The organism is Amycolatopsis sp. NPDC024027, from assembly GCF_040638975.1.
GTDB lineage: Bacteria > Actinomycetota > Actinomycetes > Mycobacteriales > Pseudonocardiaceae > Amycolatopsis.
In genome coordinates this window covers 192,886-217,084 of record NZ_JBEZYY010000003.1, presented here as the reverse complement: position 1 = coordinate 217,084, position 24,199 = coordinate 192,886, and the positions used below count along the sequence as shown (strand labels likewise).

Annotated in this window: 23 protein-coding genes; 12 read left to right on the top strand and 11 right to left on the bottom strand. The window is 71.8% G+C overall.

The window, feature by feature from the left end; all coding sequences use genetic code 11:
• Positions 1-57 precede the first annotated feature (57 nt).
• Positions 58-531 carry a DUF5994 family protein gene (locus AB0F52_RS10240; RefSeq protein ID WP_360167308.1) on the bottom strand — a complete coding sequence of 158 codons (474 nt, stop codon included), beginning with the start codon at positions 529-531 and terminating at the stop codon, positions 58-60.
• Between the two features lie 419 nt (positions 532-950).
• Between AB0F52_RS10240 and AB0F52_RS10235 the strand changes: the two genes are divergently transcribed.
• Positions 951-2,120 (top strand): AI-2E family transporter, encoded by a 1,170-nt coding sequence (locus tag AB0F52_RS10235; RefSeq protein ID WP_360167305.1) that lies wholly within the window; start codon positions 951-953, stop codon positions 2,118-2,120.
• 117 nt (positions 2,121-2,237) lie between these two features.
• Here AB0F52_RS10235 and AB0F52_RS10230 read toward each other — a convergent pair whose 3' ends face one another.
• From AB0F52_RS10230 to AB0F52_RS10220, 3 genes are all read right to left on the bottom strand, one after another.
• Positions 2,238-2,696 carry an STAS domain-containing protein gene (locus AB0F52_RS10230; RefSeq protein WP_360167302.1) on the bottom strand — a complete coding sequence of 153 codons (459 nt, stop codon included), beginning with the start codon at positions 2,694-2,696 and terminating at the stop codon, positions 2,238-2,240.
• Positions 2,693-3,049: an HPF/RaiA family ribosome-associated protein gene (locus AB0F52_RS10225; RefSeq protein WP_360167299.1), complete on the bottom strand. Its 357-nt coding sequence runs from the start codon at positions 3,047-3,049 to the stop codon at positions 2,693-2,695. Before AB0F52_RS10225 ends, AB0F52_RS10230 begins: the two co-directional genes overlap by 4 nt.
• Positions 3,050-3,218: 169 nt before the next feature.
• Entirely contained in the window at positions 3,219-4,187 is a 969-nt protein-coding gene (locus AB0F52_RS10220) for a hypothetical protein (protein WP_360167296.1), read from the bottom strand.
• A gap of 324 nt (positions 4,188-4,511) precedes the next feature.
• On the opposite strand from AB0F52_RS10220, the gene AB0F52_RS10215 reads away from it, so the two are divergent.
• From AB0F52_RS10215 to AB0F52_RS10200, 4 genes are all read left to right on the top strand, one after another.
• Positions 4,512-5,687 (top strand): YbdK family carboxylate-amine ligase, encoded by a 1,176-nt coding sequence (locus AB0F52_RS10215; RefSeq protein WP_360167293.1) that lies wholly within the window; start codon positions 4,512-4,514, stop codon positions 5,685-5,687.
• A 221-nt stretch (positions 5,688-5,908) separates the two neighbouring features.
• A complete protein-coding gene (locus AB0F52_RS10210; protein ID WP_360167290.1) occupies positions 5,909-6,205 on the top strand; it encodes a hypothetical protein in 297 nt (98 codons plus the stop codon).
• 313 nt (positions 6,206-6,518) lie between these two features.
• Positions 6,519-6,977, top strand: coding sequence for a DUF5994 family protein (locus AB0F52_RS10205; protein WP_360167287.1), 459 nt, complete (start codon positions 6,519-6,521; stop codon positions 6,975-6,977).
• Positions 6,978-7,273: 296 nt separating this feature from the next.
• Complete coding sequence (locus AB0F52_RS10200) at positions 7,274-7,444, top strand: hypothetical protein (protein WP_360167284.1); 171 nt, start codon at positions 7,274-7,276, stop codon at positions 7,442-7,444.
• 493 nt (positions 7,445-7,937) lie between these two features.
• Here the strand turns inward: AB0F52_RS10200 and AB0F52_RS10195 are convergent, their stop codons facing one another.
• On the bottom strand, positions 7,938-8,150 hold the full coding sequence (locus AB0F52_RS10195) for an RGCVC family protein (protein WP_360167281.1): 213 nt from the start codon (positions 8,148-8,150) through the stop codon (positions 7,938-7,940).
• Between the two features lie 409 nt (positions 8,151-8,559).
• Here AB0F52_RS10195 and AB0F52_RS10190 point away from each other — a divergent pair, with 409 nt between their 5' ends.
• From AB0F52_RS10190 to AB0F52_RS10180, 3 genes are read left to right on the top strand one after another with little or no spacing between them, the layout of a single operon-like run.
• Positions 8,560-9,684, top strand: a complete 1,125-nt coding sequence (locus AB0F52_RS10190; RefSeq protein ID WP_360167278.1) for a glycosyltransferase — start codon at positions 8,560-8,562, stop codon at positions 9,682-9,684.
• The gene (locus AB0F52_RS10185) at positions 9,684-10,700 is read left to right on the top strand and encodes a hypothetical protein (RefSeq protein WP_360167275.1); all 1,017 of its coding nucleotides are present in this window, start codon (positions 9,684-9,686) and stop codon (positions 10,698-10,700) included. Before AB0F52_RS10190 ends, AB0F52_RS10185 begins: the two co-directional genes overlap by 1 nt.
• Positions 10,697-12,181 (top strand): glycoside hydrolase family 130 protein, encoded by a 1,485-nt coding sequence (locus AB0F52_RS10180; protein WP_360167272.1) that lies wholly within the window; start codon positions 10,697-10,699, stop codon positions 12,179-12,181. The genes AB0F52_RS10185 and AB0F52_RS10180 overlap by 4 nt, the downstream gene beginning before the upstream one ends.
• A 102-nt stretch (positions 12,182-12,283) precedes the next feature.
• Here AB0F52_RS10180 and AB0F52_RS10175 read toward each other — a convergent pair whose 3' ends face one another.
• A complete protein-coding gene (locus AB0F52_RS10175) occupies positions 12,284-13,705 on the bottom strand; it encodes a hypothetical protein (RefSeq protein ID WP_360167269.1) in 1,422 nt (473 codons plus the stop codon).
• A 478-nt stretch (positions 13,706-14,183) separates the two neighbouring features.
• Here AB0F52_RS10175 and AB0F52_RS10170 point away from each other — a divergent pair, with 478 nt between their 5' ends.
• Complete coding sequence (locus AB0F52_RS10170; protein WP_360167266.1) at positions 14,184-15,053, top strand: hypothetical protein; 870 nt, start codon at positions 14,184-14,186, stop codon at positions 15,051-15,053.
• Between the two features lie 276 nt (positions 15,054-15,329).
• Here AB0F52_RS10170 and AB0F52_RS10165 read toward each other — a convergent pair whose 3' ends face one another.
• The 3 genes from AB0F52_RS10165 to AB0F52_RS10155 all read right to left on the bottom strand — a co-directional run bounded on the left by AB0F52_RS10165 (position 15,330) and on the right by AB0F52_RS10155 (position 20,546).
• A complete protein-coding gene (locus AB0F52_RS10165; protein WP_360167263.1) occupies positions 15,330-16,379 on the bottom strand; it encodes an acyl-CoA desaturase in 1,050 nt (349 codons plus the stop codon).
• A gap of 118 nt (positions 16,380-16,497) precedes the next feature.
• On the bottom strand, positions 16,498-19,704 hold the full coding sequence (locus AB0F52_RS10160; protein ID WP_360167260.1) for a glycosyltransferase: 3,207 nt from the start codon (positions 19,702-19,704) through the stop codon (positions 16,498-16,500).
• Positions 19,705-19,745: 41 nt separating this feature from the next.
• A complete protein-coding gene (locus tag AB0F52_RS10155) occupies positions 19,746-20,546 on the bottom strand; it encodes a hypothetical protein (RefSeq protein ID WP_360167257.1) in 801 nt (266 codons plus the stop codon).
• 410 nt (positions 20,547-20,956) lie between these two features.
• Here AB0F52_RS10155 and AB0F52_RS10150 point away from each other — a divergent pair, with 410 nt between their 5' ends.
• On the top strand, positions 20,957-21,127 hold the full coding sequence (locus tag AB0F52_RS10150; RefSeq protein WP_360167254.1) for a hypothetical protein: 171 nt from the start codon (positions 20,957-20,959) through the stop codon (positions 21,125-21,127).
• Complete coding sequence (locus AB0F52_RS10145; protein ID WP_360167251.1) at positions 21,124-21,585, top strand: hypothetical protein; 462 nt, start codon at positions 21,124-21,126, stop codon at positions 21,583-21,585. The genes AB0F52_RS10150 and AB0F52_RS10145 overlap by 4 nt, the downstream gene beginning before the upstream one ends.
• A gap of 128 nt (positions 21,586-21,713) precedes the next feature.
• On the opposite strand, the gene AB0F52_RS10140 is transcribed toward AB0F52_RS10145, so the two are convergent.
• Positions 21,714-22,634 (bottom strand): sigma factor-like helix-turn-helix DNA-binding protein, encoded by a 921-nt coding sequence (locus AB0F52_RS10140; protein WP_360167248.1) that lies wholly within the window; start codon positions 22,632-22,634, stop codon positions 21,714-21,716.
• 99 nt (positions 22,635-22,733) lie between these two features.
• Positions 22,734-23,318, bottom strand: coding sequence for a helix-turn-helix domain-containing protein (locus AB0F52_RS10135; protein WP_360167245.1), 585 nt, complete (start codon positions 23,316-23,318; stop codon positions 22,734-22,736).
• 109 nt (positions 23,319-23,427) lie between these two features.
• On the opposite strand from AB0F52_RS10135, the gene AB0F52_RS10130 reads away from it, so the two are divergent.
• Positions 23,428-24,162: an SDR family oxidoreductase gene (locus AB0F52_RS10130; protein WP_360167242.1), complete on the top strand. Its 735-nt coding sequence runs from the start codon at positions 23,428-23,430 to the stop codon at positions 24,160-24,162.
• Positions 24,163-24,199 lie beyond the last annotated feature (37 nt).

Genomic DNA, 24,199 nt, shown 5'->3' with positions numbered 1-24,199 from the left:
CGAACTGTCGAGCGTGGGAATGCTGATCGCGGGTCCTTTCGGGGGTGGCAGCGCGGTTCAGGAGGGCAGTGGCGCGCCGCTGCCGGTCGGCGTTTGCCCGGTGGCGGCCAGCAGATCCGTGCCGCGGCCGGTGTTGTCCGGGTCCGCGGCGGCCGTGAGGGCCTGCTGTGCGGCGTCGGGGCTGGTTTCCGGGGGGACGACCAGCAGGGTCGTCCGGTGCCGGTCCCAGCCGATCACCGTCAAGCTGCCGGAGGGCTGCGACCGGAATCCCTCGAGCCGGACGCCGCTGCCGTCGGAGGTGACGCGGCGGGGCGGCTCCGGCCAGTCGCCGAGGTGGTAGGTGACCCGGTCGACGCGGCCCAGCCGGGCGGCCAGTACCGCGAGCAGCGCGGGCAGTTCGGCGGTCAGCTCGCGGGTCCGGGGCCACCATGCACCGTCGACGTGTCCGGTGGCGGGTGCCGCCGGTTTCAGCCGTAGCCGGGGCTCGGTGACCGGGTGGGTGGCGAGGGTGGTGTTCGGGCCCGACAGCATGTCGGTGCTCCCGTCTCCGGCTGTCGACTACCGGCCGGACTGGGGCCGAGGACGGCGCAGGTTCGATCACTTGCGCACGAAATGCTCTCGGTCAACACTCAGCGTACACGACGACTGCGCAGCGTGTGTGACGGGTGCGACACGGTCGGGGGACGAACCGGCCGTGCGTCCCTGCTCCACGACGTGCGGGTACTCCGCCGCGCGATGCTGGAAGGCCAGGACGGCGGGATTCCGGACGACGCCGTCGCGGATCCCGACGGCGCGGCGGCGGTGTCCTGGTCGCCGGGTGGTTCACGTCGGCTCGCACACGGTGGCGTTCGGCCGTTCGCCGCTCGGCGGCGCGGGGACATCGGGGGCACGCTGGGCCCGGTCACGTCCTCGCCGGGACGGGTAACGAACCGCGGAAAGGCGGAGACCTCATGACAGCCGGTCGGCCGGTGAACCGGAAGAGCGAATCCCCCGCGGATGTGCTGTCCGCGGTTCCCTACGGGCTCCGGGTCGCGGCCGCCGTCGCCTGGCGCTCGCTGATCGTGGCGGGTGCCCTGACGGTGGTGGGCTTCGTGGCCGTCAAGCTGGCTTCGGTGCTGGTCCCGGTCGCCGTCGCGCTGCTGCTCGCGGGCCTGTTCTCCCCGGCCGTTTCCTGGCTGGCGGGCAAGAAGGTCCCCCGCGGATTGGCGGCCGCGATCGTGCTGGTCGGGGGAATCGTGCTGGCCGGTGGCGTGGTGACGTTCGTGGTCATCAGCGTCACCGTCGGCATGCCCGGGCTGATCGACCAGGTCACCGCGAGCCTGACCGATCTGCACACCTGGCTGCGCACCGGGCCGCTGCACCTGAGCCAGGTCCAGCTCGACGAAATGCTCGGCAACCTGACCGCCACGCTCGGCCGGAACAAGTCGGCGATCGCGTCGGGCGCCCTCACCACGGCAGTGACCGTGGGAGAACTGCTCGCCGAGGCCCTGCTCGCCGTGTTCTGCTTGATCTTCTTCCTCGCCCAGGGCCGCGTGATCTGGGTGTTCGTGCTGCGAGCCGTGCCGACCGGCCTGCGCGACCGCGTCGACGTCGCCGGGCGCAGCGGGTTCACCACCCTGGCGCACTACATCCGCGGCACGGCGGCCGTCGCGCTCGTCGACGCCGCGGGGATCGGCCTCGGCCTGGTGATCATCGGGGTCCCGTTGGCGGCTCCGCTGAGCGCGCTGGTTTTCCTCGGCGCGTTCGTCCCGGTCATCGGCTCGGTGATCGCCGGCGCGATCGCCGTCCTCGTGGCCTTGGTGGCCAACGGCGTGTGGGCGGCCGTCATCGTGCTCGCCGTCGTCGTCGGTGTCATGCAGCTCGAAAGCCACGTCCTGCAGCCACTGCTGCTCGGGCGCGCCGTCCGGCTGCACCCCTTGGCCGTGGTCCTCGCCCTCGCGATTGGGCTGGTCGCAGCCGGTATCGTCGGTGCCTTGCTCGCCGTGCCCCTGCTCGCCGTCTTCAGCTCGGGCGTGCGAAGCCTGGCCACCCGGCCGGAGGACCACTCGCCCGGGCGAACCGTGACCGGGGTTTCCCCTTCCAGCCCGGAAGACCGCGCTCCGGACCCCGACGCTCCATGACGGTGCACCCCGTGCGCCGCGAGCGAAGGCGGCCCCGGTTCCGACGAGCGAACCGGGAGCTGAGCCGCCGCTTTTCACGCAGGTGTGGCCAGGCAGGCGAAAACCGGGGTCCCGCGGTCAGCCGGTGTCCGCCGCCGCCCAGCGCGGCGCCGCGATGGCCGCTGCCCGCGAGGTGTGCACGACCAGGCGTTCGTCCGCGCGAGTGAGCCGCAGCGGCCGCAGGGTCGCGCGCGTCGTGGCCACCAGCCGCAAGTCGGTGCCCGGGGCGGCCCGGCGGTGGGCGTCGAGCAGCACCTGCACCCCGGCGGTGTTCAGGAACCGGACGAGTGACAGGTCCACGACGATCCGCTGCGGCGTCAGGCTCAAGCTCGCTTCCAGGACGTCGTGGAGCATCGGTGCCGTGCAGAGGTCGGTCTCACCGTCCACGGTCACGACCAACGTGCCGCTGAGCCTCTCCACGGAGATCGTGAGATCTTGGTACCGGTGGGCCGGCAACGGGCGCGGGCGCGGGAAGTCGATGACGACGGACGGCACGATCGGCTCGCCGGACGAACTCTGTCCATCGCGGACGGTCATGATCCCGCACCCCCGCCCTGGTGCCGGATGGAGTCCCCGCCCTTGTGGTGGTCCCTCCGCCCGTACACGCCTTCGAGCACGCTCTCCAGTTTGTGCACGGCACCCCGGCACGCCTCGGCGACCGAACCCGCGTGGTGGCTCACGGCCACCGTCCGCCGTCCGGTCGGCCGGGCCTCGAGCACGCAGCGGCGGTCCATTCCGTCGGCGGCCGCGGACTCTTCGCTGAAGTGGACTTCCAGCCGTGTGATGTGGTCGCTGAACCGCGACAACTGGGCGGCCAGCTCCCCTTCGAAGTGCCGGATCAGCTCTTCGCCGCCGGGCACCGTCCGATCCGTGCTGATCTGGATCTGCATGCGTTGTCCTCTCGCCGGCCGGCCCGGGTCTGCGACGCGGGCGTCCTGCCTCCGGCCATCGTGTCCACTTCGGCGACGGCCTGCCCAGGGCCACCCGCCCCCGGCCCGAGGGCCGAAGGAACCTTTCTCACGTCCACCGCCGTGACAGCCTCCGGCCGGCCGACCGGGCTCAGCGGGCCGGGACGCCCCCGGCTCCCGCCCGGAACTCGACGATCCGGGTCAGCAGCTCCCGGCCGGCCCGGCTGGCCGGCCCGGCCCGGAGCGCGGCCTCCAGCGGCCGCAGGCGCCCCGTCGCGCGCACCGACCGGATCTCGCGTGCGACGCGGATGGCCTCGGTCCCCACGCGTGCGGCCGCCTCGGTGTCATGCCGGACGGCGTGGGCGAGGGCGAGCATGATCTGGGTCAGCGAACGGCTTCTGCTCATCTCCGGCCCGTAGGCGGCCACTGCGTCGTCGAGGAACGGGATGGCGAGGGCCGCGTGACGGCGATCCACGGAGCACGCGAGTTCGACCCGGACCGTTCCGGTCATGGCGGAGAGGTCGGTCGCGCCGAAGAACCGCGTCCAGGGCGCCGCCGCCACGGCGGCGGGGAACGCGTCGATCGCCTGGCCCAGGTGCTGCAAGGCGGCGGCTTCGTTCGCCCGCATCGCCCAGGCCCACGCCTGGTTGATCGAAAGGATGACCCGCGCCCGGGCCGACGACCCCCGCACCGCCGCGTCCTGCCCCCGATCGAACTCCGCCAGCGCGTCGTCGACCGAGCCGCGGTGCAGGAGCAGCCGGCCGCGGCGGTAGCTGACGTTGGCGAGCAGGTCGTGGTCCTCGGCCTCCACCGCGAGCTCGGCCGCCACGTCGAACGACCGGAGGGCGGACTCGTCACGGCCGGAGTCGAACTCCGTCCACGCCAGCAGGTTGTGCAGGTCGGCCAGACCGCGGCACAGCCGTCGCCGCAGGCGCGGCGGAACGGATCCCTCGCGCAGCAGAACCGTCCACGAGGCGAGCGCCGCGAGCGGGGCGTGGCAGTACCCGCCGCCGTACCGGTAGTCCAGGGCGCGGAACGCGCGGGTCGTCGCCTCGAGCGCTTCGAGATCGCTCACCTCGACCCGGAACGGCAGCGGTTCGCCTCGCGCAGCGGTGATCATTGTAGCGGCTCCGTTTCAGGTGTGGCCGGATGCACCACCAGGGTCCGGAGCGTCAACCGAGTTTAAACGATTGTGAGTGCCACGAACCCCGCCCGGACCGGTGATTCCGATGATTTTTCCGAAAAGGGCGGGAACATTCACGTGCATCCACTGGAACACAAACGAGAAATGCGGAAGACCACCCCGATCGCCTTGTGCACTCCAATCTGTCCTCCATCGGTCCCGCGGAAGGGCCGAAAGTTCCCCGAGGGGTGACCTGAGGCCCTACGCAGGGCCGGGCGAACCGGTGAGACTGGCGATCCGAACGAGGGACGGAGCCCGGCCGTGCACGTGCGACTTTCCCTGCCGGAAAGGAACGACCTCACCCTCGGCGTAGAGGAGGAATTCGTCCTCGCGGACCCGGCGACCGGTGCGGTGGCGCTCGCCGCGCCCCGGGTGCTGGAGCTGCTCGACGGCGAACCCGCCGTGATGCCCGAGTTCCTGCGGTTCCAGATCGAAACCGCCACCGGGATCCACACCGGGCTCGACGGAATCCGGGCGGAGCTGCTCGGGTTGCGCCGGCTCGTGGCGGACGCGGCCGGCCAGGCCGGGTGCCTGGTGCTGGCGTCCGGGACACCCCCGTGCGGCGATCTGCCGGGCCTGCCCGGCGTCACCGCCGAACCCCGGTACCGCGCCCTGGCCGCCCGGTACCCCGCGCTCCTCCCGGAAGCCGGCACGTGCGCCTGCCACGTGCACGTCGGCATCCCGTCCCCGGCACTCGGCGTCCGGGTCCTGGCCGGCCTGCGCCCCTGGCTCGCGCCGCTCCTCGCCATCAGCGCCAATTCGCCGCTCGCGCACGACGAGGACTCCGGGTGGGCCAGCGGGCGGTACCCGCTGTGGTCGCGCTGGCCGACCGCGAACCCGCCGCTGGACTGGCCGGACGCGACCGCCTACGCCGCGAGTGTCGACGGCGCGGTACTCCGTGGTGAGGCATTGGACGGCAACGGGGTCTACTACTACGCCCGGCTCTCGCCGAAGTACCCGACGGTCGAGATCCGCATCGCGGACGTCGGCTTGACGGCCGAAGACGCGGTGCTGCTCGCCGGGCTGGCCCGCGCCCTCGTGGTCACGATCCTCGCGGAGGCCCGGGCCGGCGTCGCGCCCCGGCCGGTCCGGACCGCGCTGGTCGTCGCATCGCTGACCGCCGCGGCCCGCGGTGGCTACCCCGGCGACGGCATCGACCCCTGCACCGGCCAGGTCCTCCCGCAGCACGTGCTCGCCGGCCGGCTCCTGGAGTACGTCCGGCCGGCCTTGGAGGCCAACGGGGACTTCGCGACGGTCGAGCGGCAGCTCGCCGCGGTGCGGGCCGGGGAAACCGGCGCGGCACGCCAACGCGCGCTGTTCACCGACGCCGGCTCACCGGCCGCGTTCGTGGCGGAACTGGCCTCGACGACTCTTGCCGAGAGAGGTGGCTCCGGCCCGGTGCCGGGGCGACGACCGGTGGCCGTCCACGACGGCTGAGCCGGCTCCGGCGACGGCCGCGGTCTGCGGCGCCACAAGGCGAACGATCCGGCGCGCCGCCCGGAGGCGGAGCCGTCGCCTCCATTCGAGGTCCCTCATCCGGGGGATTCGGTCCTGGTGAACGGCGTAGGACGCCTAGGCTGTCCGGACCGCCCCAGACCTCGGCGTGCCCGCCGTTCCCCGCACCGCGCGGAACGCACCCACGGCCGAGGAGACGACGGATGACTGCCCGGAACCCGGACGGTATCGCGCCAGTGGACGATGTCACTCCCCGCCCACCTCGGCGCCAGATCGCGTTCAGCGTCGGGAACTGGCGCGTCACCTACGCCGGCCCGGATCCACGCTCGCCGCGGACCGGCGCCGTCGCCGGCCGGACCGAGTTCGGGCCCGGAGGCGCCCGCGTCCCCGTCATCGCGGACGACGGCCCCGCGGCCTTGGTGCACTGGGTCGACGAGCGGGACATCATCGCCGTGACCGCGCAGCCGGCCGGCGAACGACCGGTCCCCGGACGCCCCTGAACAGTGCGCGTGAGGATCGCGCACTGCGGCGATCGACGACGGCGCGGGCGAGGCCCGTGGGTGCGGTTCGGCCTTCCGCCCGGAACACGGCCGGCACCGTTGCACGAGACCGTGATCGCGCGGCGGCGGGTGTAGAATCCGGGGTACCGAGAGCATTTCGCGCGCCGGCGGCAGAGCCGGTACCGTCCTCGGTTTCCCTCCACATCGGTCACTGCGATCGGGACGGGACAGCGGCATGACGCCGAAATCGCCCACCAGAACCGGAACGTCCTCCGCGCGGCCGCGTCAGAGCACTCTTCCGCCGCCCAGACTGGTGTGGAAACCACAGAGCGGACAGGCCGGTCACGTCGACGGCGGCTGGTGGCCGTGGTCGCGCGATCTCGCGGCGGAACTGCCGGGGCTGGCCGCGGCGCTCACCGCCAGGATCGGCTACCTCACCAGGGTGGCGTACACCGTGTCCGAATGGGACAGTGCACCGCGGCGGCTCGAGATCGGCGGACACGTCATCCGGCTCGACGGTCTCCTCGAGCGGGACGGCCACGTCCTGTCCGTCACCGGGCCGGAACCGAACCTCACGCTCCTCGTCATCCCACCGGAGGCGGTGGACACAGCGGGCCACCGCGCGCTGATGACCGCGTCCCGCCGTGGCAACACCGACCGGCCGGCCGACATCCTCGCCGCGAGCGGGGCGCTCGTCGTTCCGGCAGCACGCCGGCCCCGGCACGACACCACCGAAGACGACTGGGAGGCCGAAGGCGGGCACGTCTCCTGAACTCTGCCGCCGAACCGCTCGCCGAACCCGGGAGCGGCGACGGCGGCCGTCGGCGAGCCGTGGACGAGCAAGGGCTCGTGCACACGATGGCCCGGAACCACGGGACCCACCCGTTCGCCGACGCCCCGACCGGCTCGCCGGGGCTATCCTCGGTGATGTCCGCCCCGGACCTCGGCGGTGCCACCCCGAAGTGGCCGGACCGAGCGGAGGGCCGTGATGATCACTGCGACACCGGGCGCGCCGGGTCCCCGGCGAACCGCACCTCTCGTGTCCCCACGCCGATGAGGCAGCCGAAGGTGGCACCGCGACCGGTGCCGGACCCGTTCGCCCTCAGCCGCGAGCAACGCCGGCGTGGTGCCCGCGTGGTCGCGTCGGCGGCGGACGACGCCGGCGACTGCGCCACGCTTCTCGCCATCCTCGGGCTGAACCCCGCCGACGGCCTCACCGCGCCGGAGGGCGGGCTGTGACAACCGGGGCTTCGCCCCGGGCCGGGGGCTTCGCCACCCGGACCCCCGAAAGCGAGCCCTCCGTCCCGAGCTGACCCGGCTTCCGCTCAGCGCCCACGTCCAGCCAGGGCCGGCACGTCACCAGCGGCGGCGAGCACGACGTCGGGTTCGCCGCCGGCCGTCTCGGTGCCGGCCAGCCCCATGTGGACGCTCCTGCGGCGCAGTGGGCGGCCGCGGCTTCGAGGTCGAGGTACTGCAGGTGCTCCTGCTTGCCGGCCACGATCAGTCCGAGAGCGCCTCCATGACCCGCTCCAGCTGCCGGAAGTGTCCGACGTCCTCCCGGACCGGGCCCGAGTCCGCGGCGAGGGCGCTGAATTCCGCGACCGGTTCCCGCGAGCGTGGCCATCAGGCGCCGTCGAAGCAGCCCTTGACCGCGCCCGGCGATTTCACCCGCAGCCGCTGCTCGACGGCCTCGCGCCGACCACGGGGCCCGCGGTGCTGTCCGACAAGCACGTCATTTCCGGACACGCATCGCGGCGGCCGCTTTTTCCGGTCCGCCCGAACAGACGCAGCCGCGGTTGAACGCGCCCGCCTGCGTGGCCGTGCAGAATCGGCGCGCGATCACGTCGTGCGATTCGGCGGGATGGGGACACACCGCACAGCCGGTCGCCACCGGATCGCCGATTTCCGCGATGGCCACGCCCGATTCGACATCGATCCTCGACATACCGGATTCTCCTTTTTCAGTTGGCTGACCACGCGGGCGCGGCCCGCTGATCGGACGAGAAGAGTCAGGGCTCGCTGAATATTCCGGCTTCGAATCCCGGCTCCACCGAATACGCCGAGGTCCGGGGCGATGCCTCCATCTTACGCGCCGTGCCGGCCACACCCACGCGCCGGCCCCGGCCGCCGAACGCCCCTCGAAAAAAGGTCGCACGACTCTAGGCCCAGGCCGCGCAACGAAGACAGAGTCGCTGCATGACCTCGGCGTCGCCCCGGACACGAGGATGACGTACCGCCCGCACCGCGGCTGCGCGACGTCCCGTCGAACGGCACGGCCCGCCCGGTGAGTTCCGGGCAGCACCGTTCACCGCGTTCCCGGCTGCCGTGCGCAGCCGCCGACCCGAAGGGCCCGTGTGATCACGTTCGGTCTCCTGAGTACCTATCCGCCCACGCTCTGCGGCCTCGCGTCGTTCACCGCCTCGCTGCGCGCCGCGTTGCCGCCGGGCTCCGCGGGCGGGGTGGTCCGCTCCGTCGAGTCCGCTGCTCCCACCGGCGGCCCCGAAGTGGTCGGGGACCTGGTCGCCGGCTCGCCGGCGAGCTGCCGCGCGGCGGCGGCCCTGCTCGACCGGGACGACGTGGCGATCATCCAGCACGAATACGGCATTTACGGCGGCCCGGACGGCGAAGACGTCCTGCGCGTCCTGGAACTGCTGCGTGTGCCCGCCATCGTCGTGCTGCACACCGTCCTCAGCGCGCCGACACCGCACCAGCGCGCGGTCCTCGACGGTGTGCTCGCCGCCGCGGCCGCGATCGTGGTGATGAGCGAGACCGCGCGCGCCCGGATCGTCGCCGGCTACGACGTCCCCGCCGGGCGGCTCGTGGTGATCCCGCACGGCGCGCCCGAAAACGGTGGCCCGGCGGCCGCGCCGCACCACAGCCAGCACCGCCAGATCCTGACGTGGGGCCTGCTCGGCCCCGGCAAGGGCATCGAATGGGGCATCGAGGCGATGGCCCTGCTGCCCGCCCAGTGGCCGGAGCCGCGTTACCTGGTCGCCGGCCGCACCCATCCGAAAGTGCAGGCGCAGCAGGGAGAAAGCTATCGCCGGGCGCTGATGCTCCGGGCCGAGCGGCTCGGCGTGCGGGACCGCGTCCGGTTCGACTCCCGCTACCTGGCCGCCGCGTCGCTGCGGCGCCTGGTGGCGCAGGCGGAAATAGTCCTCCTGCCCTACGACTCCCGCGACCAGGTCACCTCCGGGGTGCTCATCGAAGCCGTCACCGCGCGGACACCGGTGGTGGCGACCCGCTTCCCGCACGCCGTCGAGCTGCTCTCCGGCGGCGCGGGGCTGCTCGTGGACCACCGGGATCCGGCGGCCATCGCGCACGCGCTCCACGAGATCCTCATCGACCGGGCCGCGGCGGGCCGGATGGCCGCGGCCGCCGGGATCGCCGCCGGGAGCCTCGGCTGGGCGTCGGTGGCCGCGCAGTACAGCCGGCTCGGCGCCGAACTCGCCTCCGCCCGGCCCCGGGTCGTGGCGTGATGCTGGACGACCGTCACCTGCTGCGCATGTCCGACGACGTCGGTCTCTTCGAGCACGCGTGCGGGGCCATCCCGCGTCGCGAGCACGGATACTGCCTCGACGACGTCGCTCGCGGCCTGGTGGTGCTGAGCCGTGAGGAGGACCTGACCCCGCGGCTGTCGCGGCTGCAGGAAACGCTCTTCGCCTTCACCGCGCACGCGCACGAACACGGCCGTTTCCGCAACCGGCTCGGCTACGACCGCGGCTGGCAGGACGCCCCCGGTCTCGGCGACTGGTGGGGCCGCGCGCTCTGGGGGCTCGGCAGTACGGCAGCACACGCCGGACGCGGGTGGCTGCGCGCCGAAGCGCGGCTGCTGTTCGACGCGGGAGCCCGCCGCCGGTCTCCGGACCAGCGTGCCATGGTGTTCGCCGCGCTGGGCGCCGCCGAGGTGCTCACCCGGTTCCCGGCGGACGAGCCGGCGCGGGCGCTGCTCGCCGCCGCTGCCACGACGATCGGGCCGATCCCCTCCGGCCCGGACTGGCCGTGGCCGCAGCCCCGGCTGGAATACGCCAACGCCGCGGTCGCCGAGGTCCTGATCGCCGCCGGTGCGGTGCTGCCCGACCCCGGCGCACTCGCCGACGGCCTGCGTGCCCTGGACTGGCTGGTGGACCGGCAGACCAGGGACGGCAGGCTCTCGGTGGTGCCCGCCGGCGGCTGGGCGCCACACCAGTCGCCCCCAGGGTTCGACCAGCAGCCGATCGAGGTGGCCGCGCTCGCGGCGGCCTGCGCCCGGGCCAACGCCGTCACCGGCGACGCGCGCTGGACGTCCACTGTGGAACGGGCTCGCGATTGGTTCCTGGGCGCCAACGACGCCGGCATGCCGTTGCTGGACCAGGACACCGGAGGCTGCGGCGACGGGCTCCGCGCCGACGGCGTCAACCGCAACCAGGGTGCCGAATCGATGCTGGCGATGCTCGCGACCTTCCAACTGCTGCGGCTGCGTGCCGGCGTGCTGACCGGCGTCGGTGCGGCGTGACCGCCGAAAGTGCGGGACTGGCGACCCGGCACCCGGCCGGGCTCCGGCCCGACCCCACCCGGGTCGTGACGAAGCTGTTCGTCCCCGGCGAGGAGGCACCCGAGACCCGGTCGCGGGCGGCCGCGTTGATCGCGCGGGTCCTGGCCCTGCCGGAAAGCTCGGTCAAGTCCACAGTGGACCGGGTGTTGGCCGGCTTCTCCGGCCGCCACCGGGATCTGCTCGCCGTGCTCGAACACCACGCGTCGATCATGAGCCACCGGCTCGTCGATCCGCGCTCTCTCGACGCCCGGCGCCGGCTGCTCCTCGGTGCGTACTTCACGCACGAGTACGCGGTCGAGGCGGCTGCGCTGTGCAATCCGTCCCTGGTGGCGCACCCCCGGCAGGACGGGCTGTCGCCCGGGCAGGCGCGAGTGGTACTCAGCCTGCGCGGGATCGGCGAAGGGCACATTTCCTCGATCGGGTTCGCCACCGGCGTTCTGGGGCCGGGGACACGCGCGGAGTGGCATTCCCGGACCGGGCCGGTGAGCACGGGCGAGCGCCAGCCGGACTCCTGGAGCCGCTCGTGGCTGCGCGCCGCCCTGAACCACGACGACTGCGACAACGAGATCACCGCCACCGTGATCGCGACCCTCCCCGATCCCTTCGGCCAGTACGACCTCGACCACGCGCTCGCCACACTCGATCCCCGCCTGCTCGAACGCGCCGGGGCGGCCGGCACGACCCAGCGCATCCGCGAACTCGCCGCCTCCGGCTACACGGTGAACTTCCCCGGCGACACCGATCTCGCGCAACGGCTGCTGTGGCCGGTCGGCGCGACCGAAAGCCACGGCATGGAGGACGCTCGCTTCGTCCGCTTCACCGGCGACAACGGCGTGGCCGGTTACCGGGCCACCTACACCGCGTACAACGGCGCCACCGTGACACCCCGGCTGCTGGAAAGCGCCGACCTGACGTCGTTCAGCGCGTTCGCCCTCACCGGACCGGCGGCCCGCAACAAGGGAATGGCGCTGTTCCCCCGGCTCGTCGGCGGCCGGCACCTCGCGTTGTGTCGCGGGGACGGGGAAACGATGAGCCTGGCGACCTCGTCCGACGGCCGTTCCTGGTCCGGCGAAGTGCCGCTGCACGGCCCGACAGCGGCCTGGGAGCTGCTGCAGGTCGGCAACTGCGGCTCGCCGCTGGAAACGCCGGCGGGCTGGCTGGTGCTCACCCACGGCGTCGGCCCGATGCGGACCTACGCCATCGGCGCCCTGCTGCTCGACCTCGCCGACCCGGCCCGGATCGTGGGCGCGCTCCCCGAGCCGCTGCTCCTGCCGGACGAGGACGAGCGTGACGGCTACGTCCCGAACGTCGTCTACTCCTGCGGCGGGCTGATCCACGACGGCACGCTTTGGCTGCCCTACGGCAGCAGCGACACCCGGGTCGCCCTGGCCACCGTACCGGTGGACGCCCTCGTCGCCCGGCTCCAAGAAGCGGGTGCGTGACCGCGTACCGGTGAGCAGCCTGCTTCTCGGCCTGGACGGCGAACAGCCCGGCAGGGACGGCCGGAGCCGCCCCTGCCGGGCTGGGTTCAGCGAGAGTCGTGCTCAGGCGAAGCACACGACCGTGATGCCGGACGCACCGGCGATGCCGTTGAACCCGGCGACGCCGTTCGCCGTCACGAGGACGTCGGTGCCGCCGCCACCGGCCACGGTGCCGGAGCTGCCGACGCCACCGGCGCCGAGAGTCCCGCCGGCGCCACCAGCGCCACCAGCGCCCGGGTTGCAGCCGTTGCCGCCGCCGCCACCCGTGCCGCCGTTGGCCCCCTTGCCACCGGTCACCGTGATGCCGTCGTCGTTGAGGCCACCGTTGACGGTCCCGCTGTTGCCGACGCCGCCGGCACCACCGGCACCGCCACCGCCACCGGCGCCACCGATCTGGCCACCGCCGATGCCGTTGCCGCCCTTGCCCGCGGTCCCGCCGAGGCCGCTGCCCCCGCCGTCGACCTTCACGGTGTCATTGCCCGCATCGCCGGTGACGGAACCGGAACTGCCGATCCCGCCCGCACCGCCGACGCCACCGAAACCGCCCGCGCCACCGCCGTGACCCGCACCGGCGTTCCCACCCGCGCTGCCATTGGCTCCGGCGCCACCGGCCACCGTGATGCCGTCGATACCGTCGTCACCGCTGACGAGCCCCGAACTGCCGAGACCGATACCGCCCACGCCGCCCGCGCCCCCCACGCCGCCGACGCCGCCGGTACCGGCACTCGGACCGCTCGGGCCGCCGAGCGCACCGGCGCCACTGGCGCCACCCGCGCCACCGGTGACCTTCACCGTGTCGTTGCCGAGACCGCCGTGGATGGCGCCGACGCCGGCCTGGCCGCCCGCTCCGCCCGCGCCGCCGACTCCACCGGCACCGCCGGCTCCGCCGAGGACTCCGGCTCCGCCGGTCCCGCCGAGGCCACCGGTCCCACCGGCGCCACCGGCGGCGGTGACGCTGTCGGCGCCGTCTCCGCCGTTGACCGTCCCGGTACTGGCCAGCGCAAGGCCACCTACGCCACCTGCGGCGCCGGCCCCGCCGGCGAATCCGGCCGGGCTGGTACTCGTGCCGGCTCCGCCGGCGCCACCGGCAACACCCGTGGTGCCGGTCGTGCCGGTCATGGTGATCGTGTCGTTGCCGGCCAAGGCGTCGATGGTGCCGCCCATGGGCCCACCGGTGACGGTGACGAAGTCGTTGCCGGCGGTACCGGTGAGGATCTGCCCGGAGGGAATGCCGGCGATGCAGGTGACGGTGTCACCGGAACCGTTGAAGACACGGGTGCAGCCGACCGGGTCGGCGTGGGCCGCGCCAGGGACGATCAAGGCGAACCCGGCGGCGGTACCCAGTCCGATGAGGCCGGTACGGGTTCGGCGAGCCGTGGTGGTACGTGCACTTGATCTCATGGGAAAACCTTCATGGTGTTGAGTGGATCCGGGCTGAAGCCACGGAACCGGGAGTGCGGCTGATAACCACTTTGACGATGGCATTTCCGTGCCGGATATCCGAGGCAGGGTCCGCCAGTACTCCCGAGGCCCACCCTCGCCCTGTCACGGACACTTGGCAACCAAAAGACGATAGTTCACTCCCCTGCGCGGATATCCGCCGATATGAGAAGCCGGATCCGCAGACAACCATTGAATTCCACTGAATCCGATTAATCGCGCGGCGCGGGCCCGTCCGCCATTCACATCGTTGCAGATGTGGCAACTGCACCCCTTTGCCTGCCGCCATTTGGGGGACCCCGGTACCGATCATCCGGCGGACTGGGTTAGGTTTACTCGCACTACCCCAGACCTCGGTATCGACCTGCTCGCCACGATTGCGGCGCAGATCACGAGCCGAGGTCTTTTTCGTAGACCAATCCACCCCAGCCCGTTCGGCGAATCGGGTCGATCCGTGCGGAATTCCGCTGCCGGCGCGCCGCGTCGCAGTCCGCCACTATTGTGCCCCAGGAAAGAAAACGTCATGCGTCGCATCCACGGTCTAGCCGGAATCATCTTCGGAACCACCGTCGCGACCGGAGGCCTGATAGCGCTGGCCCCGGCAGCGCAGGCCATCACCATTCCGGTGGCCTGCAGCGAAACCGCCCTCGTCGCGGCGGTGAACCTGGCCAACTCCACGCCCACCTCGGACACCCTCGTCCTGGCGGGTGGCTGCACCTACGGCATGACCACCGCCCACGGCGGTGCCGCCAACGCGCTCCCGGTCATCACCACCCCGATCCAGATGACCGGTCCCGCCACCGTCACCAACGCCTCGCTGCTGGGCCTGGGAATGTTCCGGATCGCCGAAGTCGGCCCGACGGGCAACCTGACCCTCGTCACCGGAGTCGCCTTCACCCGCGGCAACGTCGTCGGCGACGGCGGCGGCATCCTCAACCGCGGCGCGGTCACCCTCACCGGAAGCAGTCTGACCGGCAACACCGCCACCGGCAACGGCGGCGGCCTCGCCAACAACGACACCCCCACCGGCACCGCACCGGCCGCCACGTTCACCAACAGCCCACTGTCGGGCAACACCACCCTCCTCGGCGACGGCGGCGCCATCTACAACGGCCTCCGCGGCACCCTCTCCGTCACGGGCGTCTCCGGCAGCCCGCTGTTCATCACCGGAAACAACGCCGGCCGCGGCGGCGGCATCTCCACGATCAACTCCACCGCCACCACCCTCACCCAAACCGCCGTCACCGACAACCACGCACTGCTGCTCCTGGGCAACTCCGGCGGCGTCTACCGCCAGGGCGGCACCATGACGACCACCAACGCCCCCATCACCGCCAACACGCCCAACAACTGCGTCGGCAGCGTCCCCGCCGTCCCCAACTGCACCGGCTGACCCCTCGCGCCGGACCCGCGAACCGAAAACCGGATCCACCCGAAACAAAGGAGAACCCATCATGGGCATCGTCATCATCGGCGGCCTGCTCGACTCCGTCGTCGGCATCGTCAACGGCGCCGTCGTCGCCATCACCAGCGCCGCCGGCGCCGTCCTCCTCCCCCTCCTACCGCTGTAACACCCCCAGCACGACCAGCACGACCAGCACGACCCCCGCGGGCCACGGCCGGCGGGGGTCGTGCTGGACCAACGGGCCGGCCGTTACCAGCCCGCGGGCTACCGCGCGAGTGCGCTCTTCGCGCGGAGTGGCGCGCTCACGTCGTGCAGGTGTTGCAGGACGTAGTGGTAGGTCTTCAGCAGCCCGCACTGGGCGTAGTCGATCCCGTGGTCGGCGCAGAACGCACGAACCAGGGGCTGCGCGCGGCGCAGGTTGGCCCGCGGCATGCTCGGGAACAGGTGGTGCTCGATCTGGTAGTTCAGCCCGCCGAGCGCGAAGTCGACCCACGGACCACCGCGGACGTTGCGGCTGGTGAGCACCTGCTTGCGCAGGAAGTCGAGCTGGGTCTTGTCGGTGTAGGTGGGCATGCCCTTGTGGCCCGGTGCGAACGAGCAGCCCAGGTAGACACCCCACAGACCCTGGTGCACCGCGATGAACGCGACCGCCACGGGCGGGGACAACACCACGAACACCGCAGCGAGGTAGCCACCGACGTGGGCGACCAGCAGCACCGCCTCGAGCCGACGGGCTTTGACCTCGCCGCGCCACACCGCTTGGATGCCGGCCCAGTGCAGGCTCAGCCCTTCCAGCAGCAGCAACGGGAAGAACAGGGCCGCCTGGTGCTTCGAAGTCCAGCGCACGAACCCGCTCTTCTCGGCCGACTGCCCCCGGGTGAAGGCGAGCAGCGGGATGTCGATGTCGGGATCGTCGCCTTCGTGGTTGGGATTGGCGTGATGGCGTCGGTGCTTGCCCATCCACCAGCCGTAGCTCATCCCGACGAGGCCGCCGAACGCGTAGCCGGCGCGGTCGTTGGCCTGCCCGGTGCGGAAGATCTGGTTGTGGCCGGCGTCGTGGCCGAGGAACGCGATCTGGGCGAACACGACCGCGAAGAAGACCGCGGTGGTCAGCTGCCACCACGAATCGCCCAGCACCGCGAACGCCACGCACCCGCCGGCCAGCGCCAGCAGCGTGAGACTGATTTTCACCGCGTAGTAACCGTGGCGACGGTCAAGCAGGCCTTCACCCCGCACGAGGTGAACGAGATCAGTGAAGTCGTTACGCGACTTCGCGCGAACGCCGACGTCGACGCTCTCCGGAGATACAACCATGGAAGCCCTCTTCCGAATCTTGGCGCCGGGGACTGGGGCGACCACGTGTTCACTACCCGGTCCGGATTCCCGGTGACCTCACGTACCAAACGGGACAGGACCGGCACCACAAGAATCGTCAGGTGTTCGCGGGAACGACCGCGCGCGGGGGAACGACCGGCTTCCGGCGGCCACCGGGAAGGAGCTGCAGGGGACGGCGGGCCGCCAGGTCCTCGACCCAGCCGAAGGCGAGGACGGCCACGGCCGTGAGGACGGCCGATGTCGCCAGCTGAACCGGCCGCGAAGACCAGCCGAGCCGGTCGTCGACGGGGTAGGACAGGTCGATGGCGACGTTGTGCCACAGGTAGATCGTCACCGCACGGGCGTTGAGCAGGGTGACCAGCCGGCCGAGCACCGGCGTCCGGTCCAGCCAGGCGAGCTTGGGCGACACCCGCAGGAACACGAGGATCGCGGCGGCGGAGATCAACGCCTGCCCGAGCGGGATCTCGTTGAGGTCGAACGTCCCGTCCGGCAGCGGGTGCCCCGCCGTCCACCAGGCGCCCAGCCCGACCGCGACGGCGAACAGTCCCGCCAGCACGGCCGGGTGGATCCGGCGAAGCATGCCTTCACGGTGGGCGAACCCCAGCACCCAGCACGCCCCGAAGGTGACGAAGTCCAGCACGCCCTCGCCGACCGGCCCCGAATCGGTCAGCGGGGAGCCCAGCACGGCATCCGCCGCGACGAAGGCCAGCGGGGCGAGCACGGTGACGACCGGACGGCGGCGGAACGCGAGCAACAGCACCGGGCTGAGCAGCACGAACCACAGGTAGGCGCGGAGGTACCACAGCACCACCGTGAAGTCCGCACCCCAGAGACTGCCCGGCGGGTCCAGGATCGGGAACACCCAGAGCACCATCTGCGGCCAGCTCAGGGCGAGGTCACCGGTGTCGCGCGCCCAGCCGTGCGCGAGCATCAGCCCGACGGCGACCAGGCCGAAGAGCCACAGCGGGGGCAACAGCCGGCGGATGCGGTGGCCGACGACGTCCACCGCGGGTGTGCGGCGCAGTGAGCTCACCATGAGGGAACCGCCGAGCGCGAACATCACGCCCATGGACGGGAAGACGAGGCTCAGCCACCCCCAGCCCGTGGCGTGGTAGAGCACGACCCGCACGAGCGCGACCGCGCGCAGGCTGTCGAGCCAGCGGTCCCGGCGCCCCGGCGGCGAGGGTTCGTCGGCCGGAGCGACCCGAGGCTCGACCGGCTCGGCGGGCGCCACCTCGGCCCGCACGGTGGCCCGCAGCGCACCGATGCGGTGCATCCGTTGCCAGCGCACGAGAATTCCGGACACCGCCGCGCCCAGTGACTGGATGAGGACCACGTACATCAGCTGGCGGTACACCAGCTGCTGCATCGGGATCAGCCACAACGCGCTTTTCGGCTCGCCGTCGAGGTGGAAGGCGTACGCGGCGCCCGCGCTCTGCAGCAGCATCACCGACAGCCAGAGCACGAGCGTCGTCCCGGGGTCGAGGAAGAACAGCCCGTAGACGAAGAACACGTCGATCAGCGGTGCGGTCACCGGCAGCACGATCTGGAACGCGAGGACGTGCAGGAGCCCGAACCGGCCCAGGCGGCCCGCCGCGCCACGCTGGACGACCGCCCGGCGGTGCCGCCACACCGACTGCATCGTGCCGTAGGTCCAGCGGAACCGCTGCTGCCACAGCTGCCGCAGGGTCGCCGGGGCCTCGGTCCAGGCGACCGCATCGTCCACATAGGCCATGCGCCAGCCCGCGCGGCCGATCCCGATGGTCAGATCGGTGTCCTCGGCCAGGGTCAGCGAGCTCACGCCGCCGGCATCGGCGATCGCAGCACGCCGGAACGCGCCCGCGGCGCCCGGAATCGTGCAGATCGACCCGGTCAGGTCGTGCATGCGGCGGTCCACGCTGAACCCGATGACGTATTCGATGTGCTGCAGCCTGGTCAGGAAGGTGTCGCGGTTGACGATCTTCACGTTGCCGGACACCGCACCGATCCCGGGCCGGGCGAAGGGCTGCACGAGGCGCCGGACGGTGGTGGGTTCGACCACGGTGTCGCCGTCGACCATGACGACCAGGTCGTGCCGGGCCTGCGCGATCCCGGCGTTCAGCGCGGCCGCCTTGCCCTGGTTGCGCTGGCGGACGACCCGTACTCCGGGCAGCTCGAGAGCTTCGACGAGGTCGGCGGTGCCGTCGGTGGACCCGTCGTCGACCACCACGATCTCCACCGGGTGGTCACTGGCCAGGATGGACCGCAGCGCCACCTCGATGTTGACCGACTCGTTGTAAGCGGGCACGATGACCGAGACCGGTTCGGTCACCGGTGGTCCCCAGCTCCAGCGCGGATGGCGGCGCTGCCTGGCGTGCCTGCCCGCGTACACGAGCATCAGCAGCAGGCGGACGATCACCAGCACGCCGACGCCCAGCAGGATCCACTGCAGCCAGGCGACCACGGCGAGGGAAGCATCGATGGCGCCCAGCAGGACCTCACCGGTCACCCGGTCCCGGGCGGTGGCGGGCTGGTTGGCCGGGGCCATCCCGACCGAGGCGGTGACGGTGGTGAAGCGGTAGCCCTGCTGTTGTAGCCGCGGGATCAGCAGGTCCAGTGCCGCGACCGTCTCTGACCGGTCGCCGCCGGCGTCGTGCAGCAGCACGATCGAACCCGCGTCCGAGGGCGGCGTGGCGTTGTGCACGATCGCCGCGACCCCCGGCCGGGCCCAGTCATCGCTGTCGGTGTCGGTGAACACGCTGAGATAGCCGCGCGCGGCCGCGGACTGCACGGTGCGGTAGCCGAGATCGTCGACAGCGGAGACGCTGGAGGAGTACGGCGGCCGGAAGAGGTTGGTCGTCAGGCCGGTGCTGCCGACGAGCACCATTTCCGTCTGGTCCAGCTCCCGGTCCAGCCGCCACGGGGAGACGTCCACCAGGTCGGGGTGGGTGAAGGTGTGCAGCCCGATCTCCGAACCGGAGTCGTGGATCCTGCGGACGAGTTCCGGATGGCGCGAAGCCATCGAGCCGACGACGAAAAACGTCGCGGGCACTTGGTGCTTGCGCAGGATGGAGAGGATCTGGGGAGTCCAGGTCGGATCGGGTCCGTCGTCGAAGGTCAGTGCGACGGTCTTGGCGGCCGGCGCCCGCGAGACCACCGGAGAGCGGGTCGCGTCGACCACCGCGCCACCGTTGATCACCGCGGCAGGCACCGACGAGGTGCCCACCGGGTCGTGCGCCTTGGCGTCGTTGCTGACCTGAGAGCTCGCCAGGCCCGCGATGACGAGCATCACCGACAGCAGGGCCACCGCGATGCCCGCGAACACCCAAGGCAGCCGGAGGCGGCCTCGCCACCTCCGGCGCCCGGTCACAGCAGGTTACCGAGAAGCGAGCCGACCGCCCCGGTCACGGGTGCGACCACGCCCTCGACGACCTCGAGCACGGGTGGGACGACGGACACGACCGGCGCCACCGCCGCCGGAGCAGGCAGCTGCACGACTGCGGGCGGAACCACCGCTACCGGCGGGACCACGGCTACCGGCCGCGCCGGCTGAACGGGATCGGCCCGGTTCGCCGGCGCCTGGCCGACGGCCGCCTGGTTGCCCGGCTGCTGGGGTACCGCCGCTGCGGGCCCGCTCGTGCCAATCTGCGCTCCGCCTGCGGGCTGATGTCCCCCGGGAGCGGCGCCGCCTGCTACCGGCTGCTGTCCTCCTGGCGCGTTGCCGCCCGCCACCGGGGACAGGGGAAGGACGTTCACCGGGATGGCGATCTGCGGGCCGAAGCTCCGGCCCGTCCCCGGCGACTGCTTCTCTCCCGCGCCGGCGGCCGGCTGTTCCGCACCCGGCGCGGCCAGGTGACCGCCCGGTACGGAATTCGACCCGGCGTCGCCGGAGGCGGACGTCGCCGGCTGGTTGGCCAGCAACAGGCCGGTACCGGCGATGAACGCGACTCCGGCGACGGCCAGCACTCCGGCCGAACCGCGGACCAGCAGCCGCCGGCGCCCGCTCGGATCGACGAACACCGGATCGACGCGACGGTTCGCCTCGACGTGCTGGGCCTGTTGACGTTTGCCGGAACCGAGTCCGGCGAACAGATCCGGACCGCGGGGATAATGATGGGCGACCACGATGGCTCCTTCATGCACTTGTGAATCAGGGGAAACGGTCATGGGCCGGAGAGACTCGGCAGCGGCAAGCACCACGTGCGACTGAGCCCCAGCGCCGCGGAAGCAGTGTGACAACTCCACACGCCACCCGCGTGTTGCTCTCCGTATTCCGAGCGTCCGCTCCAAGCCGGGTGACGGCTAGGGCCTTGTGTCACATCAACTGCGCCGAAGAGACCAACCATCCAGCTTTTCCATCCCCCAACCGGGTTAGTATTGGTCCGTTCAGCTGAACCCGGTCGCGAGGCGAAACTTCGGGCGCACCCGGCCCGACTCCCGCTGGAGGGGTGCGGAATGTCGGTCACCGGATTCGCTCCCCGGCGGAAGTCGGCCTACGATTCGTCAAGAGCAGCACCTCGCGGCAACCCCGGACCCCGGTGGCCGAACACGCGTCACCCGCCCACCGGGAGCAGCTGATGACCAGCGTCCAGGACACGAAGAAACCCCTCATCACCCACGAGTTCATCCGGCGAGCGGCCGACGCCTGGGTCCGCGCCGCGGACGCCGGGATCATCGACGCCGCGGAACTCGTCTGGCTGCTGGAGCACCTGCCGGCGGATTCAGCGCGGCCGAAGGTGACCGGATGACGGCCGGCCCGGTGCCGGAGTGGCAGTCCGCGGAGGTCGATCTGCCCGGCCGGATGCTGACGCTGGTCTACCGGGTCGCGTGCCAGACCGGTCATTCCCGGCGGACGAGTGCCACGTTGTGCAGCCGAATCCTGTGTGCACAGCCGGATGTCACCGAGTCACGGGCGGGCGTGGACGCCGGACGGCAGGTGCGCGCACGCGTCCTGACGGAGCTGCGCGCCGACCTGGGCCGGCGGGTCGACCGGCCACGGCTGGAGGCGGCCCTGAGGGACGCGGTACTGCTCGACGAAGTGACGCTGCTCCCGCCCCGCCAGCGCTTCGCCTTGTGGTCGACGGCGGTGGACCACCTCACGACGGCCGAACTCGCCACACGCACCGGCTGGACGTCCCCGCAGATCGCCCGGCTGCTGCGGGGCGCGCTGCGAACCGTGACGTCGAAGGCCACGCTGCCCGGGTAAAGACGCACGGCGGGGTTCTCCGTCGGGGAACAGCGCCCTCGGCACCGGTTCGCCCAGCGTTGCGGGTGCTGCTGGTGCCGAGGGGTGAGCACCTTGTCGATGACGAAGACGGTGGCGTCCTTGGTTCCTCAGCAGTCCCTTCTGCGTTCCTCGTCGAGAACCGGCACGCGCCCCGTTCGAGCTGACAACCCATGGGCCACGAACAACAACTTCTCCGGGCTGGCGACGATACGCAGGCCGACGATCCGGCCGCCGTCGATCTCCGGCGCCACCACGGCCAGCAGCGTCCCTCCTGCTGCCGCAAGTATCGCCGTGCTCGCGTTCACCTCGGCGAGCCCGAACCTGACGGGCGCCGAGATCTTCCGGAAGGCCGCGACGAGGTAGGGGACAACATCGTCCCGGCCGACAACGGGAGTACGCGCGGTGGCGACACGGCGGACACCATCGGCCCACACCGTGACGTCCTGGGCCAAGATCGCTTCGAGACCGGCCAGGTCGCCGGCCTTGATCGCCACGAGGAACTGCTCGGCGAGGCGCACCCGCCCGGCGCGGTCCGGCTGGCAAGACAAGCCCCGGTTCGCGAGATGCCGTGTCGTGCGGTGATAGAGCTGTCGGCAGTTGCCCGGCGACAGCTCCAGGAACTCCGCGATCGCGCGGTACCTGTACCCGAAAGCGGTGCGCAGCACGAACACCGCCCGTTCGTGCGGCGTCCGGCGTTCAAGCAGGACCAGCAGGGCGAGAGAAACCGAGTCGCGCTGCTCGGCCGTTGACAGCGGACCCAGCGCGGTGGTCAGGACCGGCGCCGGCAGCCACGGGCCGAGGTCGCGCGCGCGGGTCGCGCGCACCGCGCCAAGCCGATCGAGGCAGAGCCGGGTGACGGCTTTCGTCAACCAAAGTTCGGGGTGCGTGGTCGCCCCGCGGTCCGCTCGTTCCCAGCTCAGGTAGGCGTCCTCGACAGCGGCTTCGGCCTCGTCCGCGACTCCCAGCAGCCGGTAGGCCAGTCCGAACAGCCGCTGTCGTCCTGTGTCGAACTGCGCGGCCGGGATCACCTGGGTGAGTATGCCGGACCGTGGACCGTGGTGACCGGGTCAGCCGTGGAGCCGGCGATCTCCAAGGCCGTGGCCCGCCGGCGTTCCAGCCGCGCCGGGCTACCGGGGAGGTGACGCGGGGATGGCGTTGTCGATGAGGACCGCGGCGATGGCGGCGGCGGTCGGGAAGGAGTCGCTGTCGAGGACTCGGGTGCGGGCCGAGGCGCCGTCGATGAGCAGGGCCAGTTGTTCGCCGAGCTGTTCGGGGTTGGTGGCGCCGGCTTCGCGGGCGGTTTCGGTGAGCCGCGCGGCGATGGCGGTCTTGTAGTCGCGTGCGTACCGGGATGCGGGGTGCTGGGGGTCGTGGAGTTCGACGGCCGCCGCGATGTAGGGGCACAAGGGCGTGGACGCGGGCATCTCGAAGGCGGCGAGGAGCCGTTCGCGCGGGGTGAGGTCGGTGCGGTCGAACACCCCGGGCATGACGTCGGGATCGAATCGGCGCAGGTATTCGGCGACGAGCTCGTCCTTGCCGGCGAAGTGCTGGTAGGCCGTCCGCTTCGACACCTGGGCCACGGCGCAGAGCTCGTCCATGCCGGTCCGGTTGATGCCCTGATCGCGGAACAGCTGCTGTGACGCACCGAGGATGCGCTCGCGCGCACCCCGGCCGCGGCGCCGGCCCAGCGGCCCCTTCTCCAACTCCGTCATGTCTCCAGCATAGCCCGTTCGGTACCGATCGGTGTACCTAGCTTGCGGCCCGGCCGGTCGTCGAGTACGTTAAGTACACAGATTGGTGTAGTTAACGAACGGAGTGATCGTGGGAAAGCTCGACGGCAAGGTAGCGGTGATCACCGGCGGCTCGACCGGCATGGCGCTGGCCGGCGCCAAACTGTTCGTCGAGGAAGGAGCGCACGTCTTCATCCAGGCCCGGCGGCGGGAAGCACTGGACGACGCCGTCGAGTCGCTCGGCCGCAACGTCACCGCCGTGCAGGGTGACGCGGCCGACCTGGCCGACCTCGACCGCTTGTACGACACGGTCAAGCGGGAAAAGGGCTCGATCGACGTGCTGTGGGCCAGCGCCGGGATGGGTGAACCCGCCGTCCTCGGCGAGATCACCGAGGAACAGTTCCACCGCGCCTTCTCGCTCAACGCGCGCGGCACCCTGTTCACCGTGCAGAAGGCCCTGCCGCTGCTCAACGACCACGGCTCGATCTTCATGACCGGATCCAACGCCTCTCTCGGCGCTTTCCCGGGCTGGAGCCTGTACGCGGGAAGCAAAGCCGTTCAGCAGGCCTGGGCCCGCGTCTGGCTCAACGAACTGCGCGACCGCAAGATCCGGGTCAACGTCCTGACGCCCGGCCAGGTCGCCACCGCCAAGCAGGAAGAACTGTTCGACGAGGCGACGAAGGACGCATTCGAATCCCTCATCCCGCGCGGGAAGATGGGCCGCCCCGAAGAAATCGCCACCGTCGCCCTGTTCCTCGCCTCCGACGACTCCAGCTACGTCAACGGCCTGGAGCTGGTCACCGACGGCGGCACCACCGCCCTCTGAACCACCCGCCGGGAAACAGGACGAGAGCCCTGGGCGG